This window comes from Sphingomonas sandaracina, assembly GCF_036663695.1.
GTDB lineage: Bacteria > Pseudomonadota > Alphaproteobacteria > Sphingomonadales > Sphingomonadaceae > Sphingomonas.
Genome location: NZ_JAXOJK010000002.1, coordinates 641,876 through 656,160, shown reverse-complemented (window position 1 = coordinate 656,160; position 14,285 = coordinate 641,876). Strand labels below are relative to the sequence as shown.

At 67.4% G+C, this 14,285-nt stretch carries 13 protein-coding genes; 11 read left to right on the top strand and 2 right to left on the bottom strand.

Features of this window, described 5'->3' with window-relative positions:
* The first annotated feature begins 25 nt into the window (after positions 1 to 25).
* From U1707_RS08370 to U1707_RS08320, 11 genes are all read left to right on the top strand, one after another.
* Complete coding sequence (locus U1707_RS08370) at positions 26 to 2,314, top strand: patatin-like protein (RefSeq protein WP_332799610.1); 2,289 nt, start codon at positions 26 to 28, stop codon at positions 2,312 to 2,314.
* 104 nt (positions 2,315 to 2,418) lie between these two features.
* Entirely contained in the window at positions 2,419 to 2,778 is a 360-nt protein-coding gene (locus U1707_RS08365) for a hypothetical protein (protein ID WP_332799609.1), read from the top strand.
* Positions 2,778 to 3,452: an orotidine-5'-phosphate decarboxylase gene (gene pyrF / locus U1707_RS08360; RefSeq protein WP_332799608.1), complete on the top strand. Its 675-nt coding sequence runs from the start codon at positions 2,778 to 2,780 to the stop codon at positions 3,450 to 3,452. Before U1707_RS08365 ends, pyrF begins: the two co-directional genes overlap by 1 nt.
* A 117-nt stretch (positions 3,453 to 3,569) precedes the next feature.
* Positions 3,570 to 4,205 (top strand): phosphoribosylanthranilate isomerase, encoded by a 636-nt coding sequence (locus U1707_RS08355; protein ID WP_332799607.1) that lies wholly within the window; start codon positions 3,570 to 3,572, stop codon positions 4,203 to 4,205.
* 161 nt (positions 4,206 to 4,366) lie between these two features.
* Positions 4,367 to 5,626 carry a tryptophan synthase subunit beta gene (gene trpB, locus U1707_RS08350; RefSeq protein WP_332799606.1) on the top strand — a complete coding sequence of 420 codons (1,260 nt, stop codon included), beginning with the start codon at positions 4,367 to 4,369 and terminating at the stop codon, positions 5,624 to 5,626.
* Positions 5,623 to 6,435 (top strand): tryptophan synthase subunit alpha, encoded by an 813-nt coding sequence (trpA, locus tag U1707_RS08345; RefSeq protein ID WP_332799605.1) that lies wholly within the window; start codon positions 5,623 to 5,625, stop codon positions 6,433 to 6,435. The genes trpB and trpA overlap by 4 nt, the downstream gene beginning before the upstream one ends.
* Positions 6,432 to 7,283 carry an acetyl-CoA carboxylase, carboxyltransferase subunit beta gene (gene accD, locus U1707_RS08340; RefSeq protein WP_131582933.1) on the top strand — a complete coding sequence of 284 codons (852 nt, stop codon included), beginning with the start codon at positions 6,432 to 6,434 and terminating at the stop codon, positions 7,281 to 7,283. Before trpA ends, accD begins: the two co-directional genes overlap by 4 nt.
* 113 nt (positions 7,284 to 7,396) lie before the next feature.
* The gene (locus tag U1707_RS08335; protein WP_332799604.1) at positions 7,397 to 8,710 is read left to right on the top strand and encodes a bifunctional folylpolyglutamate synthase/dihydrofolate synthase; all 1,314 of its coding nucleotides are present in this window, start codon (positions 7,397 to 7,399) and stop codon (positions 8,708 to 8,710) included.
* Between the two features lie 68 nt (positions 8,711 to 8,778).
* Positions 8,779 to 9,204, top strand: coding sequence for a DUF6628 family protein (locus tag U1707_RS08330; protein WP_332799603.1), 426 nt, complete (start codon positions 8,779 to 8,781; stop codon positions 9,202 to 9,204).
* A 145-nt stretch (positions 9,205 to 9,349) separates the two neighbouring features.
* A complete protein-coding gene (locus U1707_RS08325) occupies positions 9,350 to 10,054 on the top strand; it encodes a hypothetical protein (RefSeq protein ID WP_332799602.1) in 705 nt (234 codons plus the stop codon).
* A gap of 43 nt (positions 10,055 to 10,097) precedes the next feature.
* Positions 10,098 to 11,204 carry a glycosyltransferase gene (locus tag U1707_RS08320; protein ID WP_332799601.1) on the top strand — a complete coding sequence of 369 codons (1,107 nt, stop codon included), beginning with the start codon at positions 10,098 to 10,100 and terminating at the stop codon, positions 11,202 to 11,204.
* On the opposite strand, the gene U1707_RS08315 is transcribed toward U1707_RS08320, so the two are convergent.
* Both U1707_RS08315 and U1707_RS08310 read right to left on the bottom strand, forming a co-directional pair.
* Entirely contained in the window at positions 11,197 to 12,078 is an 882-nt protein-coding gene (locus U1707_RS08315; protein WP_332799600.1) for a glycosyltransferase family 2 protein, read from the bottom strand. The two genes, U1707_RS08320 and U1707_RS08315, sit on opposite strands and share 8 nt — an antisense overlap.
* Positions 12,075 to 14,153 (bottom strand): HAD-IIB family hydrolase, encoded by a 2,079-nt coding sequence (locus U1707_RS08310; RefSeq protein WP_332799599.1) that lies wholly within the window; start codon positions 14,151 to 14,153, stop codon positions 12,075 to 12,077. Before U1707_RS08310 ends, U1707_RS08315 begins: the two co-directional genes overlap by 4 nt.
* Positions 14,154 to 14,285 lie beyond the last annotated feature (132 nt).

Here is a 14,285-nt window from a genome sequence, read left to right as displayed (position 1 = left end):
ACGATGATGCAGGACGGGATGTAGGATGCGCGAGAAGGAACTGCGACTGGCGCTCGTCTGCTACGGCGGGATCAGCCTGGCGGTCTACATGCACGGCATTACCAAGGAGATCTGGCGGCTGGTCTGCGCGAGCCGCGCCTTCCACGATGGCGAAACGCCGGTCGGCGGTAGCCAGGGCGTCTATCACGCGCTGCTCGAGGAAATCGAGGAGCATGCCTCGATCCGCGTCCGCGTGCTCGCCGACATCATCGCCGGCGCGAGTGCGGGCGGGATCAACGGCATCTTCCTCGCCCAGGCGATCGCCACCGGCCAGAGCCTGGATCCGCTGACCGACCTCTGGATGACCTCCGCCGATGTCGAGGCGCTGATCGACACCGAAGCCGCGCCGAAGTCGCGCCTGTCGAAGGTCTGGGCGATGCCGCTCGCGTGGATGGCGGCGGGCCGCAGCACCGACAAGGTCGAGGAACTCGACGAACCGACGCGTGAGGAGGTGCGGACGAAGCTGTCGCATTTCATCCGCTCGCGCTGGTTCGAGCCGCCGTTCGGGGGGAAGACCTTCACCAACCTGCTGCTCGACGCGTTCGATGCGATGGCGGCAAGCACGCTCGGTCCCCGCCTGTTGCCGCCCGGTCAGCCGCTCGACCTGTTCGTGACGGTGACCGATTTCTCGGGCCATCCCGAACGGTTGCAGCTCAATTCGCCGGCCGAGGTGGTCGAGACCGAGCACCGGCTGGTGGTCGGCTTCACCGACAGCGGCAGCGCGACCGATACGCTCGCCCCGCGCGCGGAACTCGCCTTCGCCGCCCGCGCGACATCGAGCTTTCCCGGTGCGTTTCCGCCGTTCACCGTCGCCGAACTCGACGACGTGCTGAAGACCCGCAAGATCGCATGGCCAGGGCGTGGCGCCTTTCTCGCGCGCGTGCTGCCGCGACACGCCGCTGCGAAAGCTGCGGAGACGGCGGTGTTGATCGACGGGTCGGTACTGGCCAACGCACCGTTCCGTCCGGCGCTGGATGCACTCAAGGAACGGCCGGCGCGGCGCCAGATCGACCGGCGCTTCATCTACATAGACCCGTCGCCCGGTATCAAGCTGCGGCTCAATCGCGGCGAAGGCACGCCCGGCTTCTTCCAGACGATCATCGCCGCGATCAGCGATATCCCACGCCAGCAGCCGATCCGCGACAATTTGGAGGCGATCGCCGAACGCTCCGCACGGATCGACCGGATGCGCGGTATCGTCACGGCGATCCGTCCCGATGTCGAGGCCGATGTCGAATCGCTGTTCGGCCATACGCTGTTCCTCGGCCGGCCGACCGCCCCCCGTCTGGTCGCGTGGCGACGGCGCGCGCAAAAGGCCGCCGCGTCCAAGGCGGGATACGGCTTCGTCGCCTATGGGCACGTCAAACGCAGCGCGGTGATCGAGACGATGGCCAGCCTGCTGTTCCACGCGGGCCGTCATCATCGTCCGCGCCGCCTCGCCCAGATCCGGTCGGCGATCGTCGCCAGCGTCGTGGCGACCGGCGCGGATCAGCTCGGCTCGAACTACCCCGGCGGTGCCAGCGCGGCGTCGATCGCGTTCCTGCGCACGTTCGATATCGGCTTTCGCATCCGTCGGTTGCGGCTGATGGCGCGCCGTTTGTCCGACGTCGAAACGCAGGCCGACGAGCCGGAACTCGCACCGATGCGCGACGCGATCTACGAATCGCTGTCGCCATATCTCGATCGGATGCGCGGCGAGATGCACGCGGGACAGCATGACGCGGTCCGGGCGATGCGCGGCGATGCGACGGATGTGCTGGCGACGCTCGGCCGGACCTTCGACCTCGCACGGCTCGATGCGGAGACCGATCAGCGCCTCGCCGCGGCCTTCTCTCAACTCGCCAAGCCGGCGCGGCGCGCGATGTTGCTCGCCTATCTCGGTTTCCCGTATTTCGACACCGCCACCCTGCCGCTGTTGCAGGGCGAAGGGCTCGACGAGTTCGATCCGATCAAGGTCGACCGCGTCGCCCCGGACGACGCCACCGCGATACGCTCGGGCGGCGCCGACGCGACCTTGAAGGGCATCCAGTTCGGCACGTTCGGCGCGTTCTTCAGCCGTGCGTACCGCGAGAACGATTATCTCTGGGGCCGTCTGCACGGTGCGGAGCGGATGATCGACATCACCGTTTCCACACTGCCGAAGACGGTACGGATGAAGGCGGGACGGGTCGCCGCGATCAAGCGCGCCGCGTTTCTGGCGATCCTCGACGAGGAGGAGCCACGGCTGACCGCGATCCTCCCACTGATCGCGCAGATCCGGACCGAAATCGGTTAGAACTACGCTCGTTCTGTACAAGACTGGCCAAACCGGCAGCTTGGCGGTAGCTCTAGGACACCCATCGCCGCTTCGGCGCCGAGGGACGCGATAGAGGTGGCCGCATGCAGTTCCTGAAAATCCTGTTCTGGTGCCTGTTGGCGTTCATCGCCGCAGTCTTCACGATTTCGAACTGGAATGCCGTGCAGATCCAGCTTTGGGGAGGCCTGATCGCCGACGTGAACCTGCCGCTGCTGCTGTTCGTCACCTTCTTGCTCGGGTTCGTGCCGACGATGCTCTACAACCACGCGATCCGCTGGCGGCTGCGGCAACGCCTTGCGACGTGCGAGCGCGAGTTGTTCGAGTTGCGCACGCCGCGGCCCGATCCCGTCACATCGGTCCCGGTCGCATCGACGATCGATCCGGTCGCCCCCATGGCGGCGCACTCGGCAGCGCCTACCACCGTCCCGCCGGGCGTCGCCTGATGAGCAACCGCATCTACGTCGCGCTCGACACGCCCGATCTCGCCCGCGCCAAGGCGATCGCATCGCGCGTTCGTCATCATGTCGGCGGCATCAAACTGGGGCTCGAATTCTTCTCCGCGCACGGCCAGTCCGGGGTGCATGCGATGGCGGAACTGGGCCTGCCGATCTTCCTCGACCTGAAGCTCCACGACATTCCCAACACCGTCGCCAAGGCGGTGCAGGCGCTTGGCGTGCTGGAACCCGCGATCCTCACCGTGCATGCAAGCGGCGGTCGGGCGATGCTCGAAGACGCCAAGGCAGCCGCCCCGATCGGCACGAAGGTGATCGCGGTGACGATGCTCACCAGCCTCGACGCGTCGGATCTCGCCGCCACCGGCGTTGTCGGCAATGCCCATGACCAGGTTACACGCCTGACCGAACTGGCGCGCGAGGCGGGGGTCGACGGTATCGTCTGCTCAGGTGCCGAGGTCGCAGCGGCGAAGGCGATCTGGCCGAAGGGGTTCTTCGTGGTGCCCGGGGTCCGCTTGCCGGACGGCCAGATCGGCGACCAGAAGCGCGTCGTCACGCCGCGCCAAGCGCTCGACTCGGGCGCCTCGATCCTCGTGATCGGCCGCCCGATCACGCAGGCCGAAGACCCCGACACCGCCGCCCGCGCGATCGGCGCAACCCTGTAAGCTAGCTCCGTCATCCTGACGAAAGTCAGGATCCAGAGCCATGGCAGTAGACGTTCGTTACTCTGGATCCTGACGTTCGTCAGGATGACGGGACGTGTTGCTGCCGAAGGAACCAGCATGACCACCGCCAAGATCTGCGGCCTCTCGACCCCCGCGACGCTCGACGCCGCGATTCGGCACGGCGCGAGCCATGTCGGCTTCGTCTTCTTTCCCGCGTCGCCGCGCCACGTGACGTTTGCGAAGGCCGCCGAACTCGCCGCTCGCGTACCCAGCCATGTCGCGAAAGTTGGCGTGTTCGTCGATCCCGAGGACGACATGCTCGAACAGGCGGTCGGATCGGCGGCGCTCGACGTGCTGCAACTTCACAAGGTCACGCCGGCCCGCGCCGCGGCGATCCGCGCGAAGTTCGGTATCGAGACCTGGGTCGCGGTCGCCGTCCGCACGCGCGGCGATCTGGATGCGTCGCAGGGGTTTGCCGGCGTCGCCGACCGGATCCTGTACGATGCCAAGACCCCCGACTCGGCGGCGCTACCGGGCGGAATGGGCCTGCGGTTCGACTGGGATCTGCTCGACGGGTTCCGGCATCCGCTGCCCTGGGCGCTGTCGGGCGGACTCGATCCGGCCAACGTGGCGGAGGCGGTCCGCCGCACCGGTGCAGAACTGGTCGACGTGTCGTCCGGGGTCGAAAGCGAGCCGGGCAAGAAAGACGAAACGAAGATCGCGGCGTTTCTGAAGGCCGTCGGCACGCGCTAGCACCACCCCGGCGAAGGCCGGGGTCCAAGTGGGAACGGGCAATTGCCAGGCGCCATGCTCGGTTACTGCAACCTTTCCAATTGGGCCCCGGCCTCCGCCGGGGTGGTGCCCGATCAAACGGAAGGGGTGACAGCGATTTACGAAGTGCTAAACGCCCCACTATGAACGCTCCCACCACCCTCGCACCAACGACCCTCGCCCCGAACTCCTACCGCGCCCAGCCGGACGAGCGCGGCCATTTCGGTGCGTTCGGCGGACGCTATGTCGCCGAGACGCTGATGCCGCTCGTGCTCGAACTCGACGACGCCTACCGCGCCGCCAAGGCCGACCCCGCCTTCAAGGCGCAGTTCGACGACCTGCTCGAACATTATGTCGGCCGCCCGAGCCCGCTCTACTACGCCGAACGCCTGACCGAGGCACTCCGCGAGTCCGCGCCCGAGGGCATGGGCGCGCAAATCTGGTTCAAGCGCGACGAGCTGAACCACACCGGCGCGCACAAGATCAACAACTGCATCGGCCAGATCCTGCTCGCGATCCGGATGGGCAAGACGCGGATCATTGCCGAGACCGGCGCGGGCCAGCACGGCGTCGCCACCGCCACGGTCTGCGCGCGCTTCGGGCTGCCCTGCGTGATCTACATGGGCGCGAAGGACGTCGAGCGTCAGGCGCCCAACGTGTTCCGCATGAAGCTGCTCGGCGCCGAAGTCCGCCCGGTCACCAGCGGCGCGCATACGCTGAAGGACGCGATGAACGAGGGCATGCGCGACTGGGTCGCCAACGTCCACGACACGTTCTACATCATCGGCACCGCCGCCGGCCCGCATCCGTATCCCGAGATGGTGCGCGATTTCCAGAGCGTCATCGGCACCGAAGCACGCGCGCAGATGCTGTCGCGCGTCGGCCGCCTGCCCGACATGCTGGTCGCGGCGATCGGTGGCGGCTCGAACGCGATCGGGCTGTTCCACCCGTTCCTCGACGATGCCGACGTGCAGATGCTCGGCGTCGAGGCGGCGGGCCACGGCCTCGACAAACAGCATGCGGCGAGCCTCGCAGGCGGCTTCCCCGGCGTGCTCCACGGCAACAAGACCTACCTGCTGCAGGACGAGGACGGCCAGATCACCGAGGCGCATTCGATCTCGGCCGGGCTCGACTATCCCGGCATCGGCCCCGAGCATGCCTGGCTGCGCGACATCGGCCGCGTGCAATACGACAGCGCGACCGACCAGGAAGCGCTCGATGCGTTCCAGCTGCTGTGCCGGACCGAAGGCATCATTCCCGCGCTCGAACCGAGCCACGCGATCGCGACGGTGACCAAAAAGGCGCGCGAGATGCGGCAGGACCAGATCATCCTCGCCAACCTGTGCGGGCGCGGCGACAAGGACATCTTCACCGTCGCCGAAGCGCTCGGGGTGGCGATTTGAGCCGCATCGCCGCCACCTTCGCGCGCACCGCCGCCGCCGGCCGCGCGGCGCTCGTCGCGTTCGTCACCGCGGGTGATCCGACCACCGAGGCCACCGGCCCGATCCTCGACGCGCTCGTCGCTGGCGGCGCGGATGCGATCGAACTGGGCATGCCGTTCACCGATCCGATGGCGGACGGCCCCGCGATCCAGGCGGCCAACATCCGCAGCCTCGCCCAGGGGACCCGCACCGCGGACATCCTCGCCACCGCCACCGCATTCCGCGCGCGCCACCCGGACGTGCCGCTGGTCCTGATGGGCTACGGCAACCCGATGCTCCGACGCGGCGCGGACTGGTTCGCCGCCGCCGCCGCCGCCGCCGGTGTCGACGGGGTGATCTGCGTCGACGTGCCGCCCGAGGAAGACGACGCGCTCGGGCCCCAGCTACGCGCCGCCGGGATCGACCTGATCCGCCTCGCCACCCCCACCACCGACGCCGCCCGCCTGCCGACGGTCCTCGATGGCGCGAGCGGGTTCCTGTATTACGTGTCGGTCGCCGGCATCACCGGGCTCCAGCAGGCGCAGCAATCCTCGATCGAGGACGCCGTCGCCCGCCTGAAGGCGCAGACCGACATCCCTGTCGCGGTCGGCTTCGGCATCCGCACACCCGAACAGGCGGCCAACGTCGCGCGTGTCGCCGACGGCGTCGTGGTCGGCTCGGCGATCGTCGAACTGGTCGCAGAGCACGGCGTCGCTGCCGCCGAGCCCGTTCGCGCCTATATCAAGTCTCTCGCCGAGGCCGTGGCGAGCGCAAGGAAAGTATCCGCATGAGCTGGCTCAACAGCGTCCGCAACGTCCTGCCCTTCGTCGCGAAGCGCGAGACGCCCGAGAATCTCTGGCACAAGTGCAAGGGCTGCGGGCAGATGATCTTCACCAAGGAGCTGGAGGACAACCTCCATGTCTGCCCGAAATGCGATCATCACGACCGCATCGGGCCGAAGATCCGCTTTGCCCAGTTGTTCGACGAGGGCAGCTGTTCGGAACTCCCCGCCCCGAAGGTGCCCGAGGATCCGCTGAAGTTCCGCGACCAGAAGCGCTATACCGACCGCCTCAAGGCCGCGCGCACCGACAGCAGCGAACAGGACGCACTGGTCAACGCGCGTGGTAGCATCGACGGCCACCGCGTCGTCGTCGGCGTGCAGGATTTCGGCTTCATGGGCGGCTCGATGGGTCTGGCCGTCGGCGAAGCGTTCGTGCGCGGCGTCGAGGCGGCGATCGAGGACCGGGTGCCGTACGTGATCTTCACCGCGTCGGGCGGCGCGCGCATGCAGGAGGGCATCCTCAGCCTGATGCAGATGCCGCGCAGCACGGTCGCGATCCAGATGCTCCACGATGCCGGCCTGCCCTATATCGTCGTCCTGACCGACCCGACCTCGGGCGGCGTGATGGCGGCGTACGCCATGCTCGGCGACGTGCAGATCGCCGAACCGAAGGCGACGCTGGCCTTCACCGGTCGCCGCGTGATCGAAAGCACGATCCGCGAGAAGCTGCCCGAGGACTTCCAGACGTCGGAATATTATCTCGACCACGGGATGATCGACATGGTCGTGCATCGGAAGGACCTGCGCGAACAGCTCGGCACCGTGATCGGGTATCTCAGCGCCCGCGAAGCCGCATAACCTACTCCCTCTCCCCGCCGGGGAGAGGGTCGGGGTGAGGGGCAGCCCAGCAGCGCGACGCCCGGAACTGCCCCTCACCCCAGCCCCCTCCCCGGAGGGGAGAGGGAGCTAGAATGCCCGACCACGCGACGTCCTCCTCGCCCGCCGTCCAAGCCCAGCTCGACCGGCTGACTGCGCTGTCGCCCGGCGCGGACATCCTCGGTCTTGAGTGCATCACCGCCTTGCTGTCGCGGCTAGGCGACCCGCACCTCAGCCTGCCCCCGGTGTTCCACGTCGCCGGCACGAACGGCAAGGGCTCGACCTGCGCGTTCCTGCGTGCCGCGATCGAGGCGGCCGGCCACAGCGTCCACGTCTATTCCAGCCCGCACCTGGTCCGCTTCAACGAACGCATCCGCCTCGCCGGATCGCTGATCGAGGACGATGCGCTCGCTGCGCTGCTGGCGGAGGTGCTCGACCATGCCGGTGACCTTCAGGCCAGCTTCTTCGAAGTCACCACCGCAGCCGCCTTCATCGCCTTCGCACGCACGCCGGCCGCGGCGACGATCGTCGAAGTCGGTCTCGGCGGCCGGCTCGACGCGACCAACGTCATCGCGAACCCGGTCGTCACCGGCATCGCCGCACTCGGTATCGATCACCAGTCGTTCCTCGGCGACACGTTGCTGCAGATCGCCGGCGAAAAGGCGGGCATCGCCAAGCGCGGCATCCCCCTCATCACGATGGACTATCCCAAGGCCGTACGGGCCCGGGTCGCCGCCATCGCCGCAGCGGCCGGCGCCCCCGTCATGGCACGCGGCACCGCGTGGACCAGCGAGACCGCACGCACGACCGTCCGCTACGAGGATACCGGCTTCTCGGTCGTCACCCGCCGCCCCCGCCTCGTCGGCGCGCATCAGTCGCGCAACCTCGCACTCGCGATCGCGATGCTCCGTCACCAGGGCGCATTGCAAATTCCCGAAGCCGCAATGCGCGCCGCCGCCGACTGGGCGCACTGGCCGGCGCGGATGCAGCGGCTGTCGGATGGCCCGCTGCTCGCGAAACTGGCCGACGGCAGCGAACTCTGGCTCGACGGCGCGCACAATCCCAACGCCGCCAAGCCCGTCGAGATGGCGTTGCGCCGCCTCGCAAAAGGACGCCCCGTCACGCTCGTCATGGGCATGCTCGCGAACAAGGATGCCGACGCCGTCCTGCGCATCCTGTCACCGTCGCTGACCCGGATCATCGCCATTCCGGTCGAAGGTCATGCGCATCATGCCCCCGAGGCGCTGGTCGAGATCGCCGCGCGGTACGGCGTCGCCGGCGATGTCGCACCCGGCATCTCCAAAGCGCTCGATCGCCTGTCCGGGCAAGGTCCGGGCGTCGTGCTGATCGCGGGATCGCTGTATATTGCGGGCGAAGCGCTTGTCGGAAACGACCAGCTGCCGGACTGACCGCTTATTGCTATTGACTAGCAATAACGAACGAGCGAGTTTGGCGCGACCACCACGGAGTCGTGTGAATGACCGATGTTCGAACCGCCACCGCCCTGCTCCCGCATGCGCTGCCCGACTGCGAAAATGCGCGGATCGCGTTGTTCGCGATGCGGCGGATGGGTGCCAACGGGCTCGGCGATGCCCGTGCCGCGCACACCATGTTCACCGCGTTCGGCCAGAGTTTCCGGCGGCCACTCGTCCTGCTGCGGGCGTTGATGGCGGATCTCGCCGGTACGTCGTCGGGAACCATCGCGATCGCGCCATGCTGTTGCGCGCGGATGACGCCGGCGGAGGCGGCGATGCTCGCGATCCTCGCGCGCATCGAAACCGCGCCCGAGGCTGCCCGGCTGCTGATGGCCGATCTGCTCGGCGTGCGCCGCGTCGACGGCGTCCTGGCAAGCGCGGCGGCCGTCGCCGCAGCCTTCGCCGACGAGGGACGACCGGTCACATAGCGCCTACCCGGGCACGTCGATGTTGTACCGCGCGTGCGTCGGCGCTAGCGGCACGGGTATCATGTCGACGACCGCGAAACCGCCCTGCAAGTCCTTGAACTGGCTGCAGCCCTTGCCCGGGCTTCGAATCGTCAGACGCGGCGACGTGCCGATCACCCGTATCCAGGTCTATGGTCAGCGGTGCAGCGGCACCAACATCGTCACGCGGACGATCGAGGCGAATGTCCCCGACGTCGAGATCACCGAGGCGTTCGGGTTCAAGCATTGGTTCGTGCCGCCGCAGACGCTGTTCGTCAACGATACGCTGGTCCTCGTCGTCGCGCGTAACGCCTTCGACTGGGCGCGCAGTCTCCATCGTCAGCCCTGGCATGCGCATCCCGACCTGAAGGCGCTGCCGTTCGACCAGTTCATCCGTAGCGAATGGCACAGCTATTGGGACGATCACATGGGATATATCGATCCCGATCATCCGGTCCGCGGCGACGAGATGTTGCACGAGCGTGATCCGGAGACCGGCGACCGCTTCGCTAACTGCATCGCCAAGCGCACCGCCAAGCTCAGGCATTGGGCCGCACTCGCCACACGGGCGCATAACGTCGCCTTGCTGAACTATGACGCCTTCTCCCGCGATCCCGCGGCGTTCGTTGCGGCGATCGCCGCCGCCACTGGCCATGCCGCCGCGCCGCACTTCGTCCCGATCACCAGCTACAAGGGACAGGGGTACGAGCACTATGTCCCCACCGCCTATCCCGATCTCGATCGCAGCGATGTCGACCACATCGCCGCCTGGCTCGATCCCGAGGTCGAGGCTGCCTTCGGTCTGTCCGCCCACCCCGAAAAATCAGACTGATCGACGGCATCGCGCACGCCCGCCGATCGCGCTAGGGTTGGCCATGAGCCAGCCGATCACGTTCTTCATCCATCATCAGGGCCGCGGCCACGCGAACCGCGCCATGGCGATCATCCGGGAGCTGCCGGCGACACGCGCCGTGACGATCCTGACCGCCAAGCCCTCGCTGTTCGACGGCTTTGAGCGGCCGATCACGATCGCCGCGCTGCCCGACATGATCGGCGCGCCGGTGCCCACCCCCGGCCTGTTCGCGCAGGCGACCCCGGACGTCATGCACTGCGTTCCGCTCGGCGTCGCGAAGACGCGGGCGACAATGCGGACGATCGTCGACCATCTCGACGATGTCGATCCCGCGCTGTTCGTCGTCGACGTCTCCGCCGAGATCGCGCTTCTCGCCCGGATCGCCAGCGTCCCCGCGATCAGCATCCGGATGCACGGCGACCGGCTCGATATCGGCCATCTCGGCGCGTATCAGGCTAGCGTCGGACTGCTCGCACCGTTCGGCGAACCGCTAGAACAGGACGATACCCCCGACTGGGTTCGCGCCAAGACATGTTACGCAGGCGGGCTCTGCACCACCGTCGACGCGGTCCCGACCAAGGCTGAGGCGCGCGCCAAACTCGGTCTCGATCCCGATCAGGAGATCATCGTCGTGCTTACCGGCGGCGGTGGTGCGGGCACGCCCTACGCCCCCCTGACGATGGCCGCGCGCGCCGTGCCGGATGCGCTGTGGCTGGTGCTCGGGCCGGTCCACCGCGAAGGCCACGAGACCGATTTCGGCAACCTGGTCGAGCGCGGCTGGGTGCCCGGCGTCACCGACCACATCGCCGCGGCGGACGTCGTCATCGCCTCGGCAGGCGACAACACGGTGCACGAGATCGCCCGCGTCGGTCGGCCGTATGTCTGCGCACCTGAATGGCGCTATTTCGGCGAACAGACGCGCAAGGCGGAGCGGCTGGCCGAACTCGGCGCCGCGGTCGCGCTGCCCGCATGGCCGGGCGCACTCGCCCCGTGGCGCGGGATCCTCGACGCGGCCAAGGCGCTCGACCCTTCTGCGCTGTCGGACCTATACGATGCGGACGCCGCAAAGGTCGCGGCGGACTATCTCGAAGGGCTCGCCACGTCGCTCTGGGCGACCGACCCTAGCTGAACAGCGTGTCGGGCGGCATTCGGGACGCGGCGATCTCGTCGGCGCTCGGCTGCCGCCGGACCGTGATCGTGTCGGCATTCCAGTCGATCAGGCCATGCTCGGCGAAGTGACCCAGCCAATAGTCCATGCACCACCGCCCCCAGGTCGCGCGGAACAGCCGCGCGTTGCGGACGATCGCGTCGAAATGCTGATAGGCCGGCGTATGGACGATATGATGCTGATGGTACGCCCTTGCGCCGCCGACCCAGAACATCGCCACGCCCGCGCGTTCCAGCCGCGCGGCGAAGTCGGTCTCCTCGCCGCCATAGCCGACATAGCGTTCGTCCATGCCGCCTGCCTTCGCCCAGTCCGTCGCCGAGATCGCAAACGACAATCCCCATAGCTCGCCGTGCGATGGCGTCGGCCGCACGTCATTGACGGTGATCCGCGGCTTGGCAGGATGCCGCTGCCCGATCCGGTCAAGCGCTGCCCAGTCGAGCCCGCCGTCCACCGCGCCGGCGGGCAGATACAGCACCTCGCCCAGCCGTATCCCGCCCGGCTCGCTCCCAGTGGCTGCATAACGTTCGACCAGAGTCGGCGCCGGTATGCAGTCGACATCGAGAAAGATCAGCTGCTCGCCGATCGCCGCCCCGGCCGCCCGGTTGCGCGCCGCAGCTAGCGGCATCTCGTCCCCCGCGACGAACACCGCGCGAACCGGAAAGGCGGTCGGCGGCAGATCGCCATGTGCTTCCGGCTGCATATAAGCGACCACGAGTTCGTCGGGCTGGACGGTCGATTCGTTGAGCCCGGCAATCAGGTTGACCAGATGCGTCCGCCGCCCGCGCACGAGTGTCAGAACGCTGACGCCAGCCCGTTCACCGAAACCGTCGCTCAAGACGCCATCCTGATCCCGGCAGTACCGCGGAAATACGCCACGCCTTCGATGACCCCGCGCGCGTGATGATCCACCGCGACATAACCGTGCGCCAGATCACGCCGCGTGCCTAGACCGTCCGAATAATTGGCAACGATGATCGCATGGCACGACGATCGTAGCATTTCGATATCGTTGCCGCTGTCCCCCGCAACGATCACCTGCCGCGGGTCGAGCCCGAGCCTGCGCCGGACATGCTCGACCGCGGTGCCCTTCGACGCGGCATGCGGCAGGATGTCGAGATACCGTCCATGGCTCTGAATGATCGAACAGCTGTGGCCGTGTTCCGCCAACAGCGCACGGACCCGTTCCGCCGCGGCCAGGTCGCCGTCCGCGAAGTAGCTCAGCTTGAAGCGGCGCTGTTCGAGCGGGCTTTGTGGAGTGAGCCCCGCGTGACGTCCGACCAGCTCGACCACCGCCTCGCGGTCCCAGCCCGCGGCGATGATCCCGTCCCATTCGGTGTCGCGGTCGTATTTCGCGCTGCCGATCGTCCGATAATAGATTTCCGAACCGACCGAGGTGATCAGGATTTCAGGCCGCGGCGCGTCGTGCTGGCCGAGCACCGCCATCGCGCTGTGGAAACTGCGCCCGGTCGCGACCGCGAACGCCACGTCGCTCTGGTTTGCATGCCATTTGGCGAAGGCTCCGACCCCGTCCGAACAGCCGATCAGCGTCCCGTCGATATCCGAGACCAGCAACAGCTCGGGCGTGGTCCGGGCCCCCGCCGGCCGCGCCGCGCTGATCACGTCGCCCAACAGCTCGGCATACAGCGCGACATGACGATCCCAGTCATACGCACGGATCGCGACCGACCCCGCCGCCGAATAGCGCGTCCACAGCGCCGGATCGGACAGGATCGTCTGGATCGCGTCGGTAATCGCCGCGGGCGAGCGCGGATCGACGAGAATCCCGTTCCCACAAGTCTCGACGATATCGTTGGGCCCACCGCTGTCGGTGGCAACCACCGGCAACCCACTCGCCGCCGCCTCCAGCAAGGTCAACCCGAACGGCTCGTTCAGCGCGGGATTGACGAACACGCCGCGGCGGGTGCGCGCATAGGCGTATACCGCGGCGACGTCGTCGGGACGATGATGCTTGGGATACGCGACCTTGCCATACAGATCGTAGCGGTCGATCAACTGGAGCAGTTCGGCGAGATTGTCGCGGATCTCGGGCTCCAGCGTCGTGATGTCGTCGCGCGTGCCCGCCAGGATCACGAGGTTCGCCGCCGCCTGCAGCGCGGGCGATCGGCCGTAAGCGTGAACCAGCGCCGCCAGGTTCTTCTTGGTCACCGGCCGTGCGATCGCCAGGATCACCGGCTTGGCAGGATCGCTCAGGAACCGGTCGATCAGCGCGTCGACCCGCGTATCGGTCCGACAATTCGCAAATTGCTTCAGGTCGCTGCCCGGCGCGAACACGCGGATCCGCCCCGGATCATAGGCCGCGTAACCGGCATATTGCACTTCGGCCTCGTCCCGCGACGACGCGATGATCGCGGCGGCGCCGGCGATCGCCTCCTCCTCGATCGCAATCCGACGATCGAGCCCCGCCGTCTCGTCACAGGCGCGATCGAACGCCGCCAGTTTGACGCGGCCGAGCGAATGTGCGGTGAAAACGTACGGAATGCCCGTTCGAAGCGATACCCGCGCCGCGATCAGGCCGGCATCGGCATAATGCGCGTGCATGACGTCGGGCACGCGATCGAGGGTCGCGATATGCGCCACCAGAGCCTCGACCAGGCTGTCATGCTCGGTCCAGAGGTCTTCCTTGACCAGATACGCGGCGGAGGTAGTCGGCAGGCGGACGATCCGCGTCGCTCCGTCGATCGTCTCGATCGGTTGTGCATAGCATTCCGCATAGACCGCATGATGGAAGGCGCGGGTGACGATCTCGATCCGGTCGATCTCGGGATGGCGGCCACTGGCGGCGACGAGATCGAGGAGATACCGGATATGGCCTCCCGTATCGGCGGTAATTCCGTATTCAACGTCGGTTGCGCGCAGACACCCTTGCAACGCAATATGAAGTACGAACACCCGCCCCCCGTTCATTCGAGATTAACTCAAGGACCAAACGGTCGTTCATGGAACCGCTCGACGGGTTGCCGGGTTCCGCGTCGATGAATCGAAAAGTCGTGGTATTAACGCAGGTTGATACGTTCCATCGAC